Source organism: Luteimonas sp. A277 (genome assembly GCF_054052045.1).
The window spans coordinates 179,474-194,399 of sequence record NZ_JBSVRG010000002.1; the positions used below are offsets into that span (position 1 = coordinate 179,474).

Annotated in this window: 13 protein-coding genes and 2 tRNA genes; 12 read left to right on the forward strand and 3 right to left on the reverse strand. The window is 66.9% G+C overall.

Annotated elements, in window-relative coordinates; translation table 11 throughout:
- Positions 1–59: 59 nt before the first annotated feature.
- Complete coding sequence (locus ACW7G2_RS02920; RefSeq protein WP_456972542.1) at positions 60–2,138, forward strand: EAL domain-containing protein; 2,079 nt, start codon at positions 60–62, stop codon at positions 2,136–2,138.
- Between the two features lie 69 nt (positions 2,139–2,207).
- On the opposite strand, the gene htpX is transcribed toward ACW7G2_RS02920, so the two are convergent.
- Complete coding sequence (htpX, locus tag ACW7G2_RS02925) at positions 2,208–3,104, reverse strand: protease HtpX (protein WP_456972544.1); 897 nt, start codon at positions 3,102–3,104, stop codon at positions 2,208–2,210.
- A 232-nt stretch (positions 3,105–3,336) separates the two neighbouring features.
- Here htpX and phbB (ACW7G2_RS02930) point away from each other — a divergent pair, with 232 nt between their 5' ends.
- The 3 genes from phbB (ACW7G2_RS02930) (at position 3,337) to phbB (ACW7G2_RS02940) (ending at position 5,442) form a co-directional block, all read left to right on the forward strand.
- The gene (gene phbB / locus ACW7G2_RS02930; protein ID WP_456972546.1) at positions 3,337–4,077 is read left to right on the forward strand and encodes an acetoacetyl-CoA reductase; all 741 of its coding nucleotides are present in this window, start codon (positions 3,337–3,339) and stop codon (positions 4,075–4,077) included.
- 120 nt (positions 4,078–4,197) lie between these two features.
- The gene (gene phaR / locus ACW7G2_RS02935) at positions 4,198–4,689 is read left to right on the forward strand and encodes a polyhydroxyalkanoate synthesis repressor PhaR (protein ID WP_456972548.1); all 492 of its coding nucleotides are present in this window, start codon (positions 4,198–4,200) and stop codon (positions 4,687–4,689) included.
- Positions 4,690–4,701: 12 nt separating this feature from the next.
- Positions 4,702–5,442, forward strand: a complete 741-nt coding sequence (gene phbB / locus ACW7G2_RS02940) for an acetoacetyl-CoA reductase (protein WP_456972550.1) — start codon at positions 4,702–4,704, stop codon at positions 5,440–5,442.
- On the opposite strand, the gene ACW7G2_RS02945 is transcribed toward phbB (ACW7G2_RS02940), so the two are convergent.
- Both ACW7G2_RS02945 and ACW7G2_RS02950 read right to left on the reverse strand, forming a co-directional pair.
- Positions 5,439–6,389, reverse strand: coding sequence for a M48 family metallopeptidase (locus tag ACW7G2_RS02945; protein ID WP_456972552.1), 951 nt, complete (start codon positions 6,387–6,389; stop codon positions 5,439–5,441). The two genes, phbB (ACW7G2_RS02940) and ACW7G2_RS02945, sit on opposite strands and share 4 nt — an antisense overlap.
- A gap of 45 nt (positions 6,390–6,434) precedes the next feature.
- A complete protein-coding gene (locus ACW7G2_RS02950) occupies positions 6,435–8,252 on the reverse strand; it encodes an SUMF1/EgtB/PvdO family nonheme iron enzyme (RefSeq protein ID WP_456972839.1) in 1,818 nt (605 codons plus the stop codon).
- A 139-nt stretch (positions 8,253–8,391) separates the two neighbouring features.
- Here ACW7G2_RS02950 and rnd point away from each other — a divergent pair, with 139 nt between their 5' ends.
- The 8 genes from rnd to ACW7G2_RS02990 all read left to right on the forward strand — a co-directional run bounded on the left by rnd (position 8,392) and on the right by ACW7G2_RS02990 (position 14,886).
- Positions 8,392–9,504: a ribonuclease D gene (rnd, locus tag ACW7G2_RS02955; RefSeq protein ID WP_456972554.1), complete on the forward strand. Its 1,113-nt coding sequence runs from the start codon at positions 8,392–8,394 to the stop codon at positions 9,502–9,504.
- Between the two features lie 25 nt (positions 9,505–9,529).
- Positions 9,530–9,605, forward strand: a tRNA-Ala gene (locus tag ACW7G2_RS02960).
- A 197-nt stretch (positions 9,606–9,802) separates the two neighbouring features.
- Positions 9,803–9,879: transfer RNA gene (locus ACW7G2_RS02965), tRNA-Arg, on the forward strand.
- Between the two features lie 107 nt (positions 9,880–9,986).
- The gene (gene amaB, locus ACW7G2_RS02970; RefSeq protein WP_456972556.1) at positions 9,987–11,522 is read left to right on the forward strand and encodes an L-piperidine-6-carboxylate dehydrogenase; all 1,536 of its coding nucleotides are present in this window, start codon (positions 9,987–9,989) and stop codon (positions 11,520–11,522) included.
- Positions 11,523–11,585: 63 nt separating this feature from the next.
- On the forward strand, positions 11,586–11,867 hold the full coding sequence (locus ACW7G2_RS02975; protein WP_456972558.1) for a DUF4190 domain-containing protein: 282 nt from the start codon (positions 11,586–11,588) through the stop codon (positions 11,865–11,867).
- Between the two features lies 1 nt (position 11,868).
- Positions 11,869–12,927: a quinone-dependent dihydroorotate dehydrogenase gene (locus ACW7G2_RS02980; protein ID WP_456972560.1), complete on the forward strand. Its 1,059-nt coding sequence runs from the start codon at positions 11,869–11,871 to the stop codon at positions 12,925–12,927.
- Between the two features lie 7 nt (positions 12,928–12,934).
- Complete coding sequence (murB, locus tag ACW7G2_RS02985) at positions 12,935–13,975, forward strand: UDP-N-acetylmuramate dehydrogenase (protein ID WP_456972562.1); 1,041 nt, start codon at positions 12,935–12,937, stop codon at positions 13,973–13,975.
- Entirely contained in the window at positions 13,969–14,886 is a 918-nt protein-coding gene (locus ACW7G2_RS02990; RefSeq protein WP_456972841.1) for a DMT family transporter, read from the forward strand. The genes murB and ACW7G2_RS02990 overlap by 7 nt, the downstream gene beginning before the upstream one ends.
- Positions 14,887–14,926 lie beyond the last annotated feature (40 nt).

Here is a 14,926-nt window from a genome sequence, read left to right on the forward strand (position 1 = left end):
TTGAATGGACTCGGCCGGGGGTGCGTGGCATAACCCGTGAGCACTTTAGGGGAGGTTGAATGGCGGCACATCAAGACAACGCGCTTCGGCTGATGGTCATCGACGACAGCATGGAAGAGGCCGAGGCGATCGTGAGCGCGCTGCGCAACGCCGGCATCGCCGTGCGTCCGCTGCGCCCCGCTTCGCTGGAAGAGCTGGAAGGCATGTTCTCGGGCCAGGGGATCGACCTGATCCTGGCAGCGCTGGCCTCCAGTGCCATCACCCTGGAAGACGTCGCCCGGCTGGTCCAGGCCAGCGGCAAGGACGTCCCCCTGCTGGCCGTGGCCGACAGCATCGACCGCGATTGCTTCATCAGCGCCCACGCCCATGGCGTGCGCCGCATCGTCCTGCGCGACAACGACCAGTTGCTGCTGAACGCCGTGCGCGATGAGCGCAACGACCTCAACGCCCGCCGCATGCTGCGGCTGCTTGAAGGCCGGGTGCGGGAGACCGAACGCCGCTGCGACGCGCTGATCGATTCCTCGCGCGATCCGATCGCCTACATCCATGAAGGCATGCACATCCGCGCCAATTCGGCCTACCTGGAAATGTTCGGCTACGACTCGTTCGAAGACGTGGAAGGAATGTCGCTGCTGGACATGGTGGCGCCCCAGCACGTGGAGGAGTTCAAGGACCTGCTCAAGCGCCTGGCCCGAGGCGAATCACCGCCCGATCGCTATGACCTGGAAGCGCGCGACATCGAAGGAAACGGCTTCCCCGCCTCGATGGAATTCACCCCGGCCCAGTACGAAGGCGAGGCCTGCCTGCAGGTGATCTTCCGCCGCGAGGAGGTGGACCCCGAGCTTGCCCGCCAGCTGGAAGAGCTGCGCAAGCGCGACCAGGTGACCGGACTGCTCAACCGCCCCACGTTCCTGCGCCGACTGGAAGACGCGGTTGCCAACGCCGCCCAGGGCGGGGGCCGCCACGGCCTGTTGATGATCGAGCCGGACCACTACCAGCGGCTGCTGCAGGAGATCGGCCTGGATGCAGCCGACGACATGCTGGCCGCACTCGCACAGCGCCTGCAGGCCTGCGTGGGCGATGACGCCATCCCGGCACGCTACGCCGAGCATCGCCTGGCCGTCCTGATCCCCGACGCCGATTACGACGCCACCAAGGCGATGGCCCGACGCCTTGCCGAGGGGTTCGCGGCGGACGTGTTCCAGATCGGCACCCATTCAAGCGTGGTGACGATCAGCATCGGCGGCGTGCAGATTGGCGAAAAGATCGCCAGTGTCAGCCAGGTGCTGGCCAAGGCGGACGAAGGTATCCGCACCGCTCTTGACGTGGGCGGCAACCGCTTCGAGATCTTCGATCCCGGCGCGGTCGACCGGGCCGAGGAAGAGCACGTGCAGGCCTGGGTGGCGCGGCTTCGCGATGCCCTGGACAACAACGGCTTCGTGCTGCACTACCAGCCGGTGATCAGCCTGCATGGGGATACCGGGGCCGTCTACGAAAGCCTGCTGCGGCTGGACGACGGCGAAGGCGAGCTGGTCAAACCGCTGGAGTTCCTGCAGATCGCCGAAGAGCAGGGGCTGCTGTGGGAGATCGACCACCACGTGGTGGGACGCGCCATTGCCTGCATCGGCGAGCGCATGCAGGCCAACAAGCCCACCACCCTGCTGGTCAAGATCAGCCAGGCCGCCCTGCATGACGACAGCCTGGTGCGCTATATCGGCGAACAGCTGGCCAGGCACGGCGTGCCGGGTGAATACCTGGTGCTGGAACTGCCTGAGGCCAAGGTGTTCACCCACCTCAAGGCGGCGCAGGACTTCGCCGCGGCCATTGGCAAGTTCGACTGTCGCCTGGCACTGACCCAGTTCGGCTCGGGGCTGGATTCATTCCAGCTGCTGAGCCACCTGCAGCCGCAGCTGCTCAAGCTCGACCGGAGCTTCAGCGAAGACCTGCCACAGAACCAGGAGAGCCAGCAGCGGGTGTCCGAGATCGCCGGAAAGGCCCGCGAACTGGGAATCCGCACCGTGGCCGAATACATCCAGGATGCGGCGAGCATGTCGATCCTGTTCGCCGCCGGCATCGATTACGCCCAGGGCAGTTTCCTGGCCCAGGCCGGGCCCGACATGAGCTACGAATTCGATTAGGCAAAGCGCGCCAGAGCCGCGAAGCGGCACTGCCGTGGCCCGGACCGGCTCCGGGCCACGGTGCAGGATTCAGACGCGGATCGTCATGCCCGACTTGACCGAAGCGTTGCGCAGCGTGGCAATGCGCTCTTCCAGCGGCGGATGGCTCATCAGCAGTTTCTTCAGACCGCCGCCAACGCTGCCGCTGATGCCGAACGCAGCCACCTGCTTGGGCAGGGTGTTCTGGCCGTAGGTCTGGTTCAGCCGCTCCAGTGCGGCGATCATCTTTTCCCGCCCGGCCAGCTCGGCGCCACCGGCATCGGCGCGGAACTCGCGACGCCGCGAAAACCACATGGCAATCATGCTGGCGAACAGGCCAAAGACCATGTCCAGCACGAACACAATCGCGAAATAGCCGATCCCGCCGCCGCCCGAGTCGCGGTTGCCGCTCAGATAGCTGTCGATTGCCCGGCCAACGATCCGTGCCAGGAAAATCACGAACGTATTGAGCACCCCCTGCAGCAACGCCATCGTGACCATGTCGCCGTTGGCAACGTGGGCGACCTCGTGGGCCAGCACCGCTTCGGCTTCATCACGGGTCATCGAGCGCAGCAGGCCGGTGGACACCGCCACCAGCGCGCTGTTGCGCCGCGCGCCGGTGGCGAAGGCGTTGATCTCCGGCGCGTCGTAGATGGCAACCTCGGGCATACCGATACCGGCATCGCGGGCCTGCCGCTGCACCGTGGACAGCAGCCACTGCTCCATCTCGCCCCGCGGCTGGGTGATCACCTGCGCGCCGGTGGACCGCTTGGCAGTCCATTTCGACAGGGCCAGGGAGATGAAGGACCCACCAAAGCCGAAGATCGCGGCGAACATCAACAGGCCGGCATTGGTCGCCGGATCGATGCCGAAAATCGCCATGACCACGCTGACCAGGGCCAGCACGGCAAGGTTGGTGGCAAGAAACAGGAAGACGCGCTTGAACATCGGACTGAAGGCTCCAGGGATTGAATGACTGCTGGCGGCTCCGGCCACCAACACATGGTCGTGAAGTATGAGCGCACGCGGTGGAAATCAAGTGGCCCGCATGCTCTTTTCGCATTCGATCCGGAGCGCTTCGCCGCAGCGCACAACACGCAAGTCATCGGCCATGCATAGAATCAGACAGAGCACGCGCGATCCCGCGCGCCTGCCAGCAGCCCTATCGGAGACAAGCATCATGACAACGCGCGTGGCATTGGTAACCGGGGGTACCGGCGGTATCGGCACCGCAATCTGCAAGCGCCTGTCCGACGCGGGCCACAAGGTGGCGACCAATTACCGCAACGAGGAACGCACCCAGGCCTGGCTGGCACAGATGAAGCAGGGCGGCTACGACATCACCGCCGTGTCCGGCGATGTCACCTGCCCCGAGCAGTCCGCTTCCATGGTGAAAGAAGTGGAGGACAGGCTCGGGCCGGTGGACATCCTGATCAACAACGCCGGGATCACCCGCGACGGCACCTTCCACAAGATGGTGCCCGAGCAGTGGCAGGAGGTGATCAACACCAACCTGGGCTCGGTGTTCAACGTCACCCGCCCGGTGATCAATGGCATGCGCGATCGCAAATGGGGCCGGATCGTGCAGATCAGCTCGATCAATGGCCAGAAGGGACAGTACGGCCAGGCCAACTACGCCGCCGCCAAGGCCGGCATGCACGGCTTCACGATCTCGCTGGCGCAGGAAAACGCCCGTTACGGCATTACCGTCAACACGGTCTGCCCGGGCTACATCGGCACCGACATGGTGATGGCCGTGCCGGAGGAAGTGCGCGAGAAGATCATTGCCCAGATTCCTACCGGGCGGCTCGGGACGCCCGAGGAAATCGCCTACGCGGTGTCCTTCTTCATGCCCGAAGAAGCATCCTGGATCACCGGCGCCAACCTTGCCGCCAATGGCGGCCAGTACATGGGCTGGTAGCCGGCCGAAGGCGCCCTTCCGCGCTGCGGCGAGCGCGCCGGTTGCCCTTTGGCGCAGCTTGCAAGGCCTGTCCTGCTGCGCCATGCTGCAAGGCAACAGGGATCTGTGAGTGCTTGTTCAATGAGCTCCACCCGTGTCATCAAGAAGTACCCCAATCGGCGTCTCTATGACACCGAGATTTCCAGTTACATCACCATCGAGGATGTCCGCCAGCTGATCGTGGATGGCGAGGATTTCGAAGTGGTCGACGCCCGCAGCGGCGCCGACCTGACCCGCCAGGTGCTGCTGCAGATCATCTCCGAGCACGAACAGGACGGCACGCCGATCCTGTCCACCGAACTGCTCAGCCAGATCATCCGTTTCTACGGCGACTCGCTGCAGGGATTCATGGGCACCTACCTGGAACGCTCGATGCACTCGTTCCTGGAACAGCAGCACCAGCTGCGCAAGCAGATGGACGGGCTGGTTGACCAGACGCCGTGGGCCATGATGAACAAGCTCACCGAGCGCAACATGGAGATGTGGCAGGAATTCCAGAAGAACCTGACCGGCAGCCTTGGCCAGAAACCTTCCGGCGGACGCGAGCGCCCCGGCGACAAGCGCGAACGCTGAAGGATCCGCTGCATGAGCAAGAGAATTGCCGTCGTGACCGGCGGCATTGGCGGCCTTGGGAGCGCAATCTGCGTGGCCCTGGCCCAGGCGGGCCGTACCGTGATTGCAACGGACCTGGCGGACGATGGGGAACGCATTGCCGCCTTCAACCTGCGGGTGGAAGGCCTCGACATCGGCTTTGCCGCGCTGGACGTGACTGATCACGATGCCTGCGCAGCCTTCGTTACGACCGTTGAACAGGAGCACGGCTCGCTGGACATCCTGGTCAATGGCGCCGGCATCACCCGCGACGTGACCCTGCGCAAGATGGACCGCCAGCAGTGGCAGCAGGTGATCGACGTGAACCTGGGCGGCGTATTCAACATGTGCCAGCCCGCGATCGAAGGCATGTCCGCGCGCGGCTTCGGACGGGTGGTGAACATCAGCTCGGTCAATGGCCAGACCGGGCAGTTCGGCCAGGCCAACTATTCAGCGGCCAAGGCCGGCATGCACGGATTCACCATGGCCATGGCCCGGGAGGGCGCACGCAAGGGCGTTACCGTGAACTCCGTGTCTCCCGGGTATTGCGAAACCGCGCTGGTGATGGCGATGCCGCAGCAGGTGCGGGACGACATCGTCTCCAGGGTACCGGCCGGCCGCCTCGGCCAGCCGGAAGAGATCGCGCGGGCGGTGGAATTCCTCACCGCCGATGAAGCCGGCTTCATCACCGGCGCCAATCTGCCGGTCAACGGCGGACTGTTCATCAGCTTCTAGCCGTCCGTTGTGGGCCTGGCGTCACGCGGCTTCGCGCGCACGGCGCGCTCCTGCATGGGGAGCGCGTCCTCTTCGCAGAAGCGGGCGCGGTATTCCAGCGCCTTCGGCAACAGCGCTTCCAGGTTCTGGATGCGCGTACCGGGATTGGGATGGGTGGAAGCGAACTCGGGCGGCGCCTCGCCCCCGCTGGCCTGACCCATACGCTCCCACAACGGTACCGATTCGTGCGGGTCGAAACAGGCCGCAGCCGCCAGCATCAGGCCCACCTCATCCGCTTCGGTTTCATGCTTGCGCGCATAAGGCAGCAGATAGCCGTAGCCCATGGCCGCCATCACCATCTGTTGCTGCTGGGGATCCATGCCGCTGAAGGCGCCCGCTGCCTGGCCGATCTGGCTCAGGCGCTGCTGGGCCATCCGCTGCGCCCCATGGCGCAGCAGCGCGTGGGCGATCTCATGGCCCATCACCACCGCCAACGCGTCTTCATTCTGCGCAACCGGTACCAGGCCGGTGTAGACCGCCATCTTCCCACCCGGCAGGCAGAACGCGTTGGCCTGCTCGGACTCGATCACGTTGACCTCCCACTCGAAGGACTCGGAAAACCGCGAGGGCTCCAGGCCGTGCTCGGCGGCAAGCGCAGCTTCCACGACATCCACTTTGGAAAGCAGGCGCTCGGCAATATTGCGTACCTGGCGCGAGATCGGCGCATCAGGATCAACCGGCTGCTCCTGGGCCAGGATCTGCTCGTACGCCTGCAGACCCAGGGATTTTTCATCCTCCGCGGAAAGCGAGCGGTCGATGAGCACGCTCTCCCCGGTCACTGGATCCACGCTCTGGTTGGAAAACCAGTACCAGGCGCCGTAGCCGATGAAGGCCACCAGCACCCATATCCTCAGCCCGCCGCCCCGCCGCCGTGCGGGCCGCTGGCCTGCATCCCGTCGCTGTCCCATGAGCTCTCCTCCGCTGGCAATGACGCCCCATGGGCGCCGGCTAAATCAAAGGTCCCGCACTACCCTGAAGCCGATCCGCGCATTGGTGGTGTCGCGCTCCGCTGGCGCGCGCCAGGCGGACCGGGTCTGCTCCGGCGAGCTGGCCCAAGCACCGCCCCGGATCACCTGCATGCGGCAGCCCGGATTGACCCAGGGGGCGGCGTCGCGCGGCGCCCGCCGATAGCTGTCGTGCCAGCAGTCGGCCACCCACTCGCTGACGTTGCCGGCAAGATCGTGCAGGCCCCAGGGATTGGCGGAGAAGCTGCCCACGGGCGCGGGCCCCCAGTAGCCATCATCGTATCCCCTGAAGGCGTTGCTCCAGCTGCGCTGACCCGATGAGCGGTCCCGGTCACCGGTAAAATTGCCGCTGCCTTCAGGCGGCGCGCCATCGCCCCAGGGGAACGCAGTGCCCGTGCCCACACGCAGCGCATATTCGAACTCGGCCTCACTCGGCAGCCGGTAGCGGCGCCCGGTCTGCTGCGACAGCCAGTCGGCATAGGCCTGGGCGTCCTCCGCGCTCACATGGATCACCGGCATGTCACTGCCGGCCCGGCCACCTGCGAACCCGGACCGCCAGTCCACCCCGCTGCTGCGCACGAAGTTGCCGCTGCGCTCGTCCCATGCCATGGAAAATCCCCGCCGTACCGCCCGCGGCTGGAATCCGGTGGCATTGATGAAGCGTCGGAACTCGCCCACGCTGACCTCGGTGACCGCCATCGCGAAACCGCGGTCGAAGCGGATATTGCGCTGCGGCCGCTCATGATCCGTGGACCCGCGCTCGCTTTCCGGAGCTCCCATGGTGAAAGCACCGTGGGGCACCACCACCATGCGTGGCCCGCGCCCCCCGGTTTCCAGGGCGTCGGTGAATACCTGGCCCGGCCGGAACAGGCCGTAGTGCACCGCCAAGTCAATGCGCTCGCGCAGCTCCGCCGCCGCCGGATCGCCGGGCTCGGCAATGCGCAGCAGCTCCGCCAGCAACGTGCGCGCCTTCGCAATGCCGTCGAACTCAGCCAGCACGGACACGCCCTGGTCACGCAGCTGGGCGATGCGCACCGTACGCTGGCGCTCGATCCGCTGCCGCGCATCCGGCACCGTGCTGGCTTCCGGCCGGATTGTGGCGGCGCGATCCAGCCACGTTCCGGCGGTGTCGAAATCATCTTCGTCTGCTGCCGTTTCGGCGTCCCGGATCAGGGCACTCTCCACCGCGGCCACGTTCTGCATGGCCCGCGGCTGCCCCGGACTGAGTTCCAGCACCTCGCGCAGCACGGCCAGTGCGCCGCCGCTGCCGGACTCCCCGTAATTGCCGGCGGCAATCCGGTCTTCCGCCTCGCTGTTGAGCTGCCAAAGCCGTTCGGCCAGGTCCACCTGCTGGAGGTAGGATTCGACCTCTCCGTCGTCCGGCCACACCCCCCGCGCCACCGCTGCCACGCGCCGCGCATCGCGCAGGGCCACCGCGTCGTCGCCTGCCTCGCCCAGCGCCTGCGACCCCAGCTCGAGCAGCCGCTGCCTGGCCCGCTCCAGACCGGCCCTGGCATCCTCGTTGTCCGCGTCGCGGTCCAGCAGGGCCAGGTACAACGGGATCGCGGCATCGCCGTCGTCGTACAGCCGGTCCTCTTCCAACGCCGCGCCCGCCTGTTCCCGGGCCTGTTCGGTGCCCTCCTCGTCCAGCGTCACCTGCGGACGCTTCCAGGTCAGGCTGCCTGCCTGGCTGTCATCGCCGCTGATGGTCACGCTGCCCGAGACGGCCTCCGCCGCTTCCTCCGCCACGGGTGCGTCGGCGTCCGACTTCCTGCCGCAGCTGGCGCACAGCACCGCGATCAGCATGGCAATGAGAAGGGACTGGATACGCAAACGGATCCTCCAGGATCGGAACGGTCAAACCGCGACGGTAGGGCGCGCTGCGGAGAGCGTCAATCCATCCGCGCGCCGGTTCAGGTCCGGGCTGACCTGCTAGGCTCGCCCCATGTCTGCATCCAACCCGATCTGGGTCACCGACCCCACCGTTCTCAGCAACCGTCTGGCCAGCCGTCCGCAACACGTCGGACTGGATACCGAATTCATCCGCGAGCGCACGTTCTGGCCGCAACTGGCGCTGGTACAGCTTGCCATTGACGACGACATCCTGCTGCTTGACCCCCTCGCCCCGGGCATCCTGGACGCGCTGCGCCCGCTGCTGCTGGATCAGTCCATCGTCAAGGTCATGCACAGCGCCGGCGAAGACCTGGTCGCCTTCAGCCACTCATGTGACGCCGCGCCCACGCCGCTGTTCGACACCCAGGTGGCGGCAGCGCTGACCGGGATAGCGGCTGGCATCGGCTACCAGCGCCTGGTGGCCGACCTGCTGGGCGTGGAGCTGGCCAAGGGCCAGACCCGTTCCGACTGGCTCAAGCGCCCACTCAGTGACGCCCAGCTGGAATACGCCGCCGACGACGTGCGTTACCTCGGTGGCCTGTACGACCAGCTGTCCGCGCGACTGGACGCGCTCGGCCGGCGCGACTGGTTCGAAGACGACTGCGCGCGCCAGGTCAGCGCTGCCGGCAGCGAGCCGGAGCCCTGGCCACACCTTTCGGCCCGCGGCGCCCAGCATGTGGATGGCCCTTCCCGCATCCGCCTGCTGCGCCTGCTGCGTTGGCGCGAGGCCCGCGCGCGCAGCCACGACCGCCCGCGCAACTGGGTGCTGGACAACGAGCTGGCCTTCGAACTCGCCCGCAGGCCGCCGGAGAACCAGGACCAGCTGCAACGCCGCCTCGACGCCCACCCCAAGGCGCCGCGCAAGCTGGCCGCGCAGATCTGGAGCGCGCTGGAAACGCCGCTGGCCGATGAAGCCGAGGCTCCCGAGCCACCTGCGGTGGAGGCGGACCGCAAGACCGTGCGCCAGATGCAGGAGGCCGTCTCGGCCCTCGGCGCAAGCCTGGGCATCCCCGATGGCGTGCTGGCATCGCGCAAGCGCCTGGAGCAGCTGCTGGAGACCGGCCGCTGGCCCGACGCCCTGTCCGGCTGGCGCCGCGAACAGCTGGAACCCGTGCTGGCACCGCTGATGGCGGAGCAGTTGCCGTCCGCCGACCCGGCCGTATAATGCCGGCCGTCGATGTGGTATCCGTGGGGCGGTAGCTCAGCTGGGAGAGCGTCGCGTTCGCAACGCGAAGGTCGGGAGTTCGATCCTCCTCCGCTCCACCATTTCCACTGCGTTCGAACCCGGACGCATCCGGCCCATGCAGATCAAGCACGCACGCAGTTTGCTGTTGCCGGGCACCTGCTGAATCGCCCCATCCCGCTCTTTCATCCCGTCCTGCCGCCACTTCGGTCGCAGCTGCGACGGTGTTCGCCAACGCGGTTGGGAAACTCTCCGCTCCATGCGAAAATGGCGCGATCATGGCCCCGTAGCTCAGCTGGATAGAGCGTTCCCCTCCTAAGGGAAAGGTCGCACGTTCGAATCGTGCCGGGGTCGCCAATCCACGGATCCGGTCGCCGCCAAGGCTGTTGCAGCCGCCCGCCTCGTGCGCGGGGCAGGCCCACAGGTCGCGCCGCTTCAACCCTCTACCCTCCAGGAGTTGTCCAATGCCCCATCCCGTCCTCACCGCCCTCGGCCTGACTGATACCGAATCCGGCACCTATCTCGGCCGTGGTGAATGGTCGCAGGCGTCTGGCGCCGGCGTGATCGAGCCGGTCAATCCAAGCAACGGCGAGGTGCTGGCGAAGGTGCAGGCAACCACCGCCGAGGATTACGAGACCATCGTCAAACGCGCCCAGGAGTCCTTCCAGGTCTGGCGCACCACCCCGGCTCCCCGCCGCGGTGAAGCGATCCGCCTGTGTGCCAACGCCCTGCGCGAACACAAGGACGCCCTGGGTTCGCTGGTTGCCCTGGAAATGGGCAAGTCCAAGCCGGAGGGCGACGGCGAAGTACAGGAAATGATCGACATCGGCGACTTCGCCGTTGGCCTGTCCCGCCAGCTCTACGGCCTGACCATGCACTCCGAGCGCCCGGGCCACCGCATGTACGAGCAGTGGCACCCGCTTGGCCTGGTGGGCATCATCAGCGCGTTCAACTTCCCGGTCGCGGTGTGGTCGTGGAACGCTTTCGTGGCCGCCGTCTGCGGCGACATCTGCATCTGGAAGCCCTCGCCGAAGACCCCGCTGTCGGCGATCGCCTCGATGAAGATCTGCAACGAGGCCCTGCGCGAAGCAGGCTTCCCCGACATCTTCTTCCTGATCAACGACGCCGGCACCGAGCTGGCCGAGAAGTTCGTTGACGACAAGCGCATCCCGCTGATCAGCTTCACCGGTTCCACCAAGGTAGGCCGCACCGTGGGCGAGCGCCTGGCCAAGCGCCTGGGCCGTTCGCTGCTGGAGCTGGGCGGCAACAACGCCATGATCGTCGACGAGAGCGCCGACCTGAAGCTGGCAATCCCGGCCATCGTGTTCGGCGCGGTCGGTACCGCCGGCCAGCGCTGCACCAGCACCCGCCGCGTGTTCGTGCACGAGTCGATCCACGACGATGTTCTGGAGAAGCTGGTCGCCGGCTACAAGCAGGTGGAAAAGAAGATCGGTGACCCGACCGACCCGGCCAACCTGATGGGTCCGCTCAACAGCGCAGAAGGCGTGCAGGGCTACCTGGCCGCAATCGAGAAGGCCAAGGCTTCGGGCGGCACGGTTGCCACCGGCGGCCAGGCGTTGACCGACCGCAAGGGCAACTTCGTCCTGCCCACGATCATCACCGGCCTGTCCGCTGATGCTGAAATCGTCCAGACCGAGACCTTCGCCCCGATCCTCTACGTGATGAAGTTCAAGGACCTTGAAGAAGCCATCCACATGCAGAACGACGTGCCGCAGGGCCTGTCGTCGTCGATCTTCACCCAGAACCTGAAGGCTGCGGAAAAGTTCCTGTCCGCTGCCGGCTCGGACTGCGGTATCGCCAACGTCAACATCGGCACTTCCGGCGCCGAGATCGGTGGCGCTTTCGGTGGCGAAAAGGAAACCGGTGGCGGTCGTGAGTCCGGCTCGGACGCATGGCGTGCCTACATGCGCCGCCAGACCAACACCATCAACTACTCCGATGAAATGCCGCTGGCCCAGGGCATCAAGTTCGACCTGTAACCGAACGGCGCGCGGCTTCCGGGCCGCGCGCCGTCCTTTTCCTGTCAATGCAGGGCCTTGCCCATGAGCGTCCCGCCCCGGCAGTACAGCGTCCTGGCCGTCATCAGCCTGGTCAGCGGCATCCTTGGGGTGTTTCCAATTCCCGTGCTGGCCAGCGTGATCGCGGTTGTCACCGGACATCTGGCCCGGGCCGAAATCCGCCGGGCTCCGGAACGCTTTGACGGTGACGGCATGGCCGTTGCCGGCCTGGTGCTGGGCTACCTCATGATCGCCCTTTGGACCCTCGGCATCCTGGTGATTTTCGGCCTGCTGGGCAGCGCGATCCTGTTCGGGATGGCCAGCTGACATGTATCCCCTTCTGAGACCCCTGCTGTTCCGCGTGGATGCCGAAAAGGCCCATGGCCTTGGCCTGTCAGCCCTGCAGGCGGCATGGCGTTGCGGCGCAGGGCCGCTGCTTGCCCGCCGCAGCCCGGACATGCCGGTGCAGGCTTTTGGCCTGCAGTTCCCCAATCCGGTTGGTCTGGCCGCAGGGCTCGACAAGAACGGCGCCCATATCGATGCCCTGTTCGCGCTGGGATTTGGATCCGTGGAGGTCGGCACGGTGACGCCCAAGCCGCAGGAAGGCAATCCAAAACCGCGGATGTTCCGCCTGCCCCGGCACCGCGCGGTCATCAACCGCCTGGGCTTCAACAACGCCGGGGTCGATGCGCTGGTCCGCAACGTGGAGCGCGCGCGCCGCAGCGGGCCCGGCCTGCTGGGCATCAACATCGGCAAGAACAAGGACACGCCGAACGAGTCGGCGCACCTGGATTATGTGCACTGCATGGAGCGGGTGTACCCACTGGCCGACTACCTCACCGTCAATATCTCCTCGCCCAATACCGCGGGCCTGCGCGAGCTGCAGGAAGAACAGGCGCTGCGGCACCTGATCGGCCACCTGCGCGAGGCACAGGAGCGGCTGGGCGCCCGGCACGGCAAGCGGGTGCCCATGCTGGTCAAGGTGGCGCCGGACCTGGACGACGATGACGTGGAAGCCGCCTCGCGCGTGCTCTCCGAGCTGCAGGTGGACGGCGTGATTGCCACCAACACCACCATCTCCCGGATCGAGGTCAAGGACGATCCACACGCCGGACAGAGCGGGGGCCTGTCCGGCGCACCGCTGATGGCCAAGTCCACCACCGTGCTGCGCATGCTGCGCACGCGACTGCCGTCTTCCATCCCCCTTGTGGGGGTGGGCGGGATCCTGTCCGGCGCCGACGCGGTGCAGAAAGTCGCCGCGGGCGCCACCCTGGTGCAGTGCTATACGGGCCTGGTCTATCGCGGCCCTGCCCTGATCGGAGAGTGCGTGGAAGCAATCCGGCGGCGCCGGGAAGCGCCCAGCCGCGGTCCCCTGCCACCCCTGTGAGGGATCGATGAGTCCTGCCTGGCGATTGGCTGAGCGCGCACCGCTGCGCGCCCGCAACACCTTTGGCGTGCAGGCGCATGCCGACCTGCTGCTGGAAGTGCGGGACGCGGCCGCCCTGCCGGAGCTGTTCACCAATGCCGCGCTGCGCGAGGGCCCGGTGCTGGTACTGGGCGGCGGCAGCAACCTGCTCTTCGCCGCTGATCCGCCCGGTGTGGTCCTGACCCTCACTGGCCAGGACATCCACATCACCGATGACGATGGCGACACCGTGCTGGTCCGTGCAGAGGCCGGCGTGGAATGGCACGACTTGGTGCTCTGGACCCTCGGCCACGGCCTGGCGGGCCTGGAGAACCTGGCGCTGATCCCGGGCACGGTGGGGGCTGCCCCGATCCAGAACATCGGCGCCTACGGCGTGGAAGCGGGCGAGCACATCCATGCGGTGGAAGCCTTCGACCGCGACACCGGCAGCCTCCTGCAGCTGAGCGGCGCCGAATGCGGCTTCGCCTACCGCGACAGCCGCTTCAAGCACGAGCCGCAACGCTGGGTGATCACCGCGGTGACTTTCCAGCTGTCGCGCACGGCAGACCTGCGGTTGGGCTATGCCGGCATCAGCGGCGAACTGGACCGCGCCGGCATCACCGCACCCACAGCTTCACAGGTGGCCGAGGCGGTGTGCCGGGTCCGACGCAGCAAGCTGCCCGATCCCGCCGTGCAGGGCAATGCCGGCAGCTTCTTCAAGAACCCGATCGTGCCAGCGGTACTGGCCGAAGAGCTGCTGCAGCTGCATCCCCAGCTGCCGATTTTCCCGGGTGCTGATGCGGACAGCCGCAAGCTGTCGGCCGCCTGGCTGATTGACGCCTGCGGCTGGAAGGGTCACCGGGATGGAGACGCAGCCGTCTCCGACCGGCACGCCCTGGTGCTGGTCAACCACGGTGATGCCACGGGCGGTCAGCTATTGGCGTTGGCACGACGCATTGCCGCTTCGGTCAACGAACGCTTCGGGGTGATGCTGGAGCCCGAGCCGCGGATCATCGGAGCGGACTGGTGAGCCGTCCGGTGCCGGTGCAGGCGGCCCTGCTGATGCTCTCCAGCACGGTGCTGTTCGCGCTGATGGTGCTGACGATCCGACTGGCCTCCGAACAGCTGCACGCGTTCGAAGTGGCGTTTTTCCGCTCCTTCTTCGGCATGCTCGCCGCCCTGCCGCTGCTGCGGCTGCACGGCATCGGGCTGCTGCGCACCACCCAGCTGCCGCGCTACGTGTTCCGCTGCGTGCTCGGCACCCTGGCCATGCTGTGCGGCTTCTGGGCGATCGCCAACCTGCCGCTGGCCCACGCGGTTTCGCTGTCGTACTCCTCGCCGCTGTTCGTGACCATCGCCGCCGCGCTGTGGCTGGGCGAGCAGGTGCGCGCCCGGCGCTGGAGCGCGGTGCTGGCCGGGTTCATCGGCGTGCTGGTGATCGTACGGCCGGGCTCGGACGGCTTCAGCTGGGGCAGCATGGTGGCGGTCACCGGCGCGGTCATCAGCGCCGCGGTGGCAATCCAGATCAAGCAGCTCACCCGCAGCGAGCCGGCTGACCGTGTGGTGCTGTGGACCACCATCCTGTGGGTGCCGATGTCGCTGCTGCCGGCGCTGGCGGTGTGGCAGGGGCCACAGGGCATCACCTGGCTATGGGTGATCGCGGCCGGCGTGCTGGGCACTGCCGGGCACATGTTCTGGACCCGCGCGCTGAACATCGGCGACGTCAGCGCACTGTCGCCGATCAGCTTCCTGCAGCTGCCAATCGTGGCCCTGCTCGGCTGGCTGCTGTTTGCCGAGGCGCTGGATGGATGGACCATCGCCGGCGCGGCGATCATTCTGGCCGCCAACGGCTACATCGCCCACCGCGAGGCGGTGATCGCCCGACGCGAACGGCGCCAGGTGACCGGCGCCACGCCGGCGGCCAACAAGCCGCCGGAATAGGACCGCAAACAGACGGGCGATAACGCCGGCGCCGCGAGGA

What these genes read in the sequence shown, in the direction of transcription:
- ACW7G2_RS02975 (WP_456972558.1), top strand. Translation starts at nt 11,586, where the DNA reads ATGAGCGTCCCGCCCCGGCAGTACAGCGTCCTGGCCGTCATCAGCCTG.
- ACW7G2_RS02945 (WP_456972552.1), bottom strand. Translation starts at nt 6,389, where the DNA reads ATGGGACAGCGACGGGATGCAGGCCAGCGGCCCGCACGGCGGCGGGGC.
- amaB (WP_456972556.1), top strand. Translation starts at nt 9,987, where the DNA reads ATGCCCCATCCCGTCCTCACCGCCCTCGGCCTGACTGATACCGAATCC.
- phaR (WP_456972548.1), top strand. Translation starts at nt 4,198, where the DNA reads ATGAGCTCCACCCGTGTCATCAAGAAGTACCCCAATCGGCGTCTCTAT.
- phbB (WP_456972550.1), top strand. Translation starts at nt 4,702, where the DNA reads ATGAGCAAGAGAATTGCCGTCGTGACCGGCGGCATTGGCGGCCTTGGG.
- ACW7G2_RS02920 (WP_456972542.1), top strand. Translation starts at nt 60, where the DNA reads ATGGCGGCACATCAAGACAACGCGCTTCGGCTGATGGTCATCGACGAC.
- htpX (WP_456972544.1), bottom strand. Translation starts at nt 3,104, where the DNA reads ATGTTCAAGCGCGTCTTCCTGTTTCTTGCCACCAACCTTGCCGTGCTG.
- ACW7G2_RS02980 (WP_456972560.1), top strand. Translation starts at nt 11,869, where the DNA reads ATGTATCCCCTTCTGAGACCCCTGCTGTTCCGCGTGGATGCCGAAAAG.
- rnd (WP_456972554.1), top strand. Translation starts at nt 8,392, where the DNA reads ATGTCTGCATCCAACCCGATCTGGGTCACCGACCCCACCGTTCTCAGC.
- phbB (WP_456972546.1), top strand. Translation starts at nt 3,337, where the DNA reads ATGACAACGCGCGTGGCATTGGTAACCGGGGGTACCGGCGGTATCGGC.
- murB (WP_456972562.1), top strand. Translation starts at nt 12,935, where the DNA reads ATGAGTCCTGCCTGGCGATTGGCTGAGCGCGCACCGCTGCGCGCCCGC.
- ACW7G2_RS02950 (WP_456972839.1), bottom strand. Translation starts at nt 8,252, where the DNA reads ATGCTGATCGCGGTGCTGTGCGCCAGCTGCGGCAGGAAGTCGGACGCC.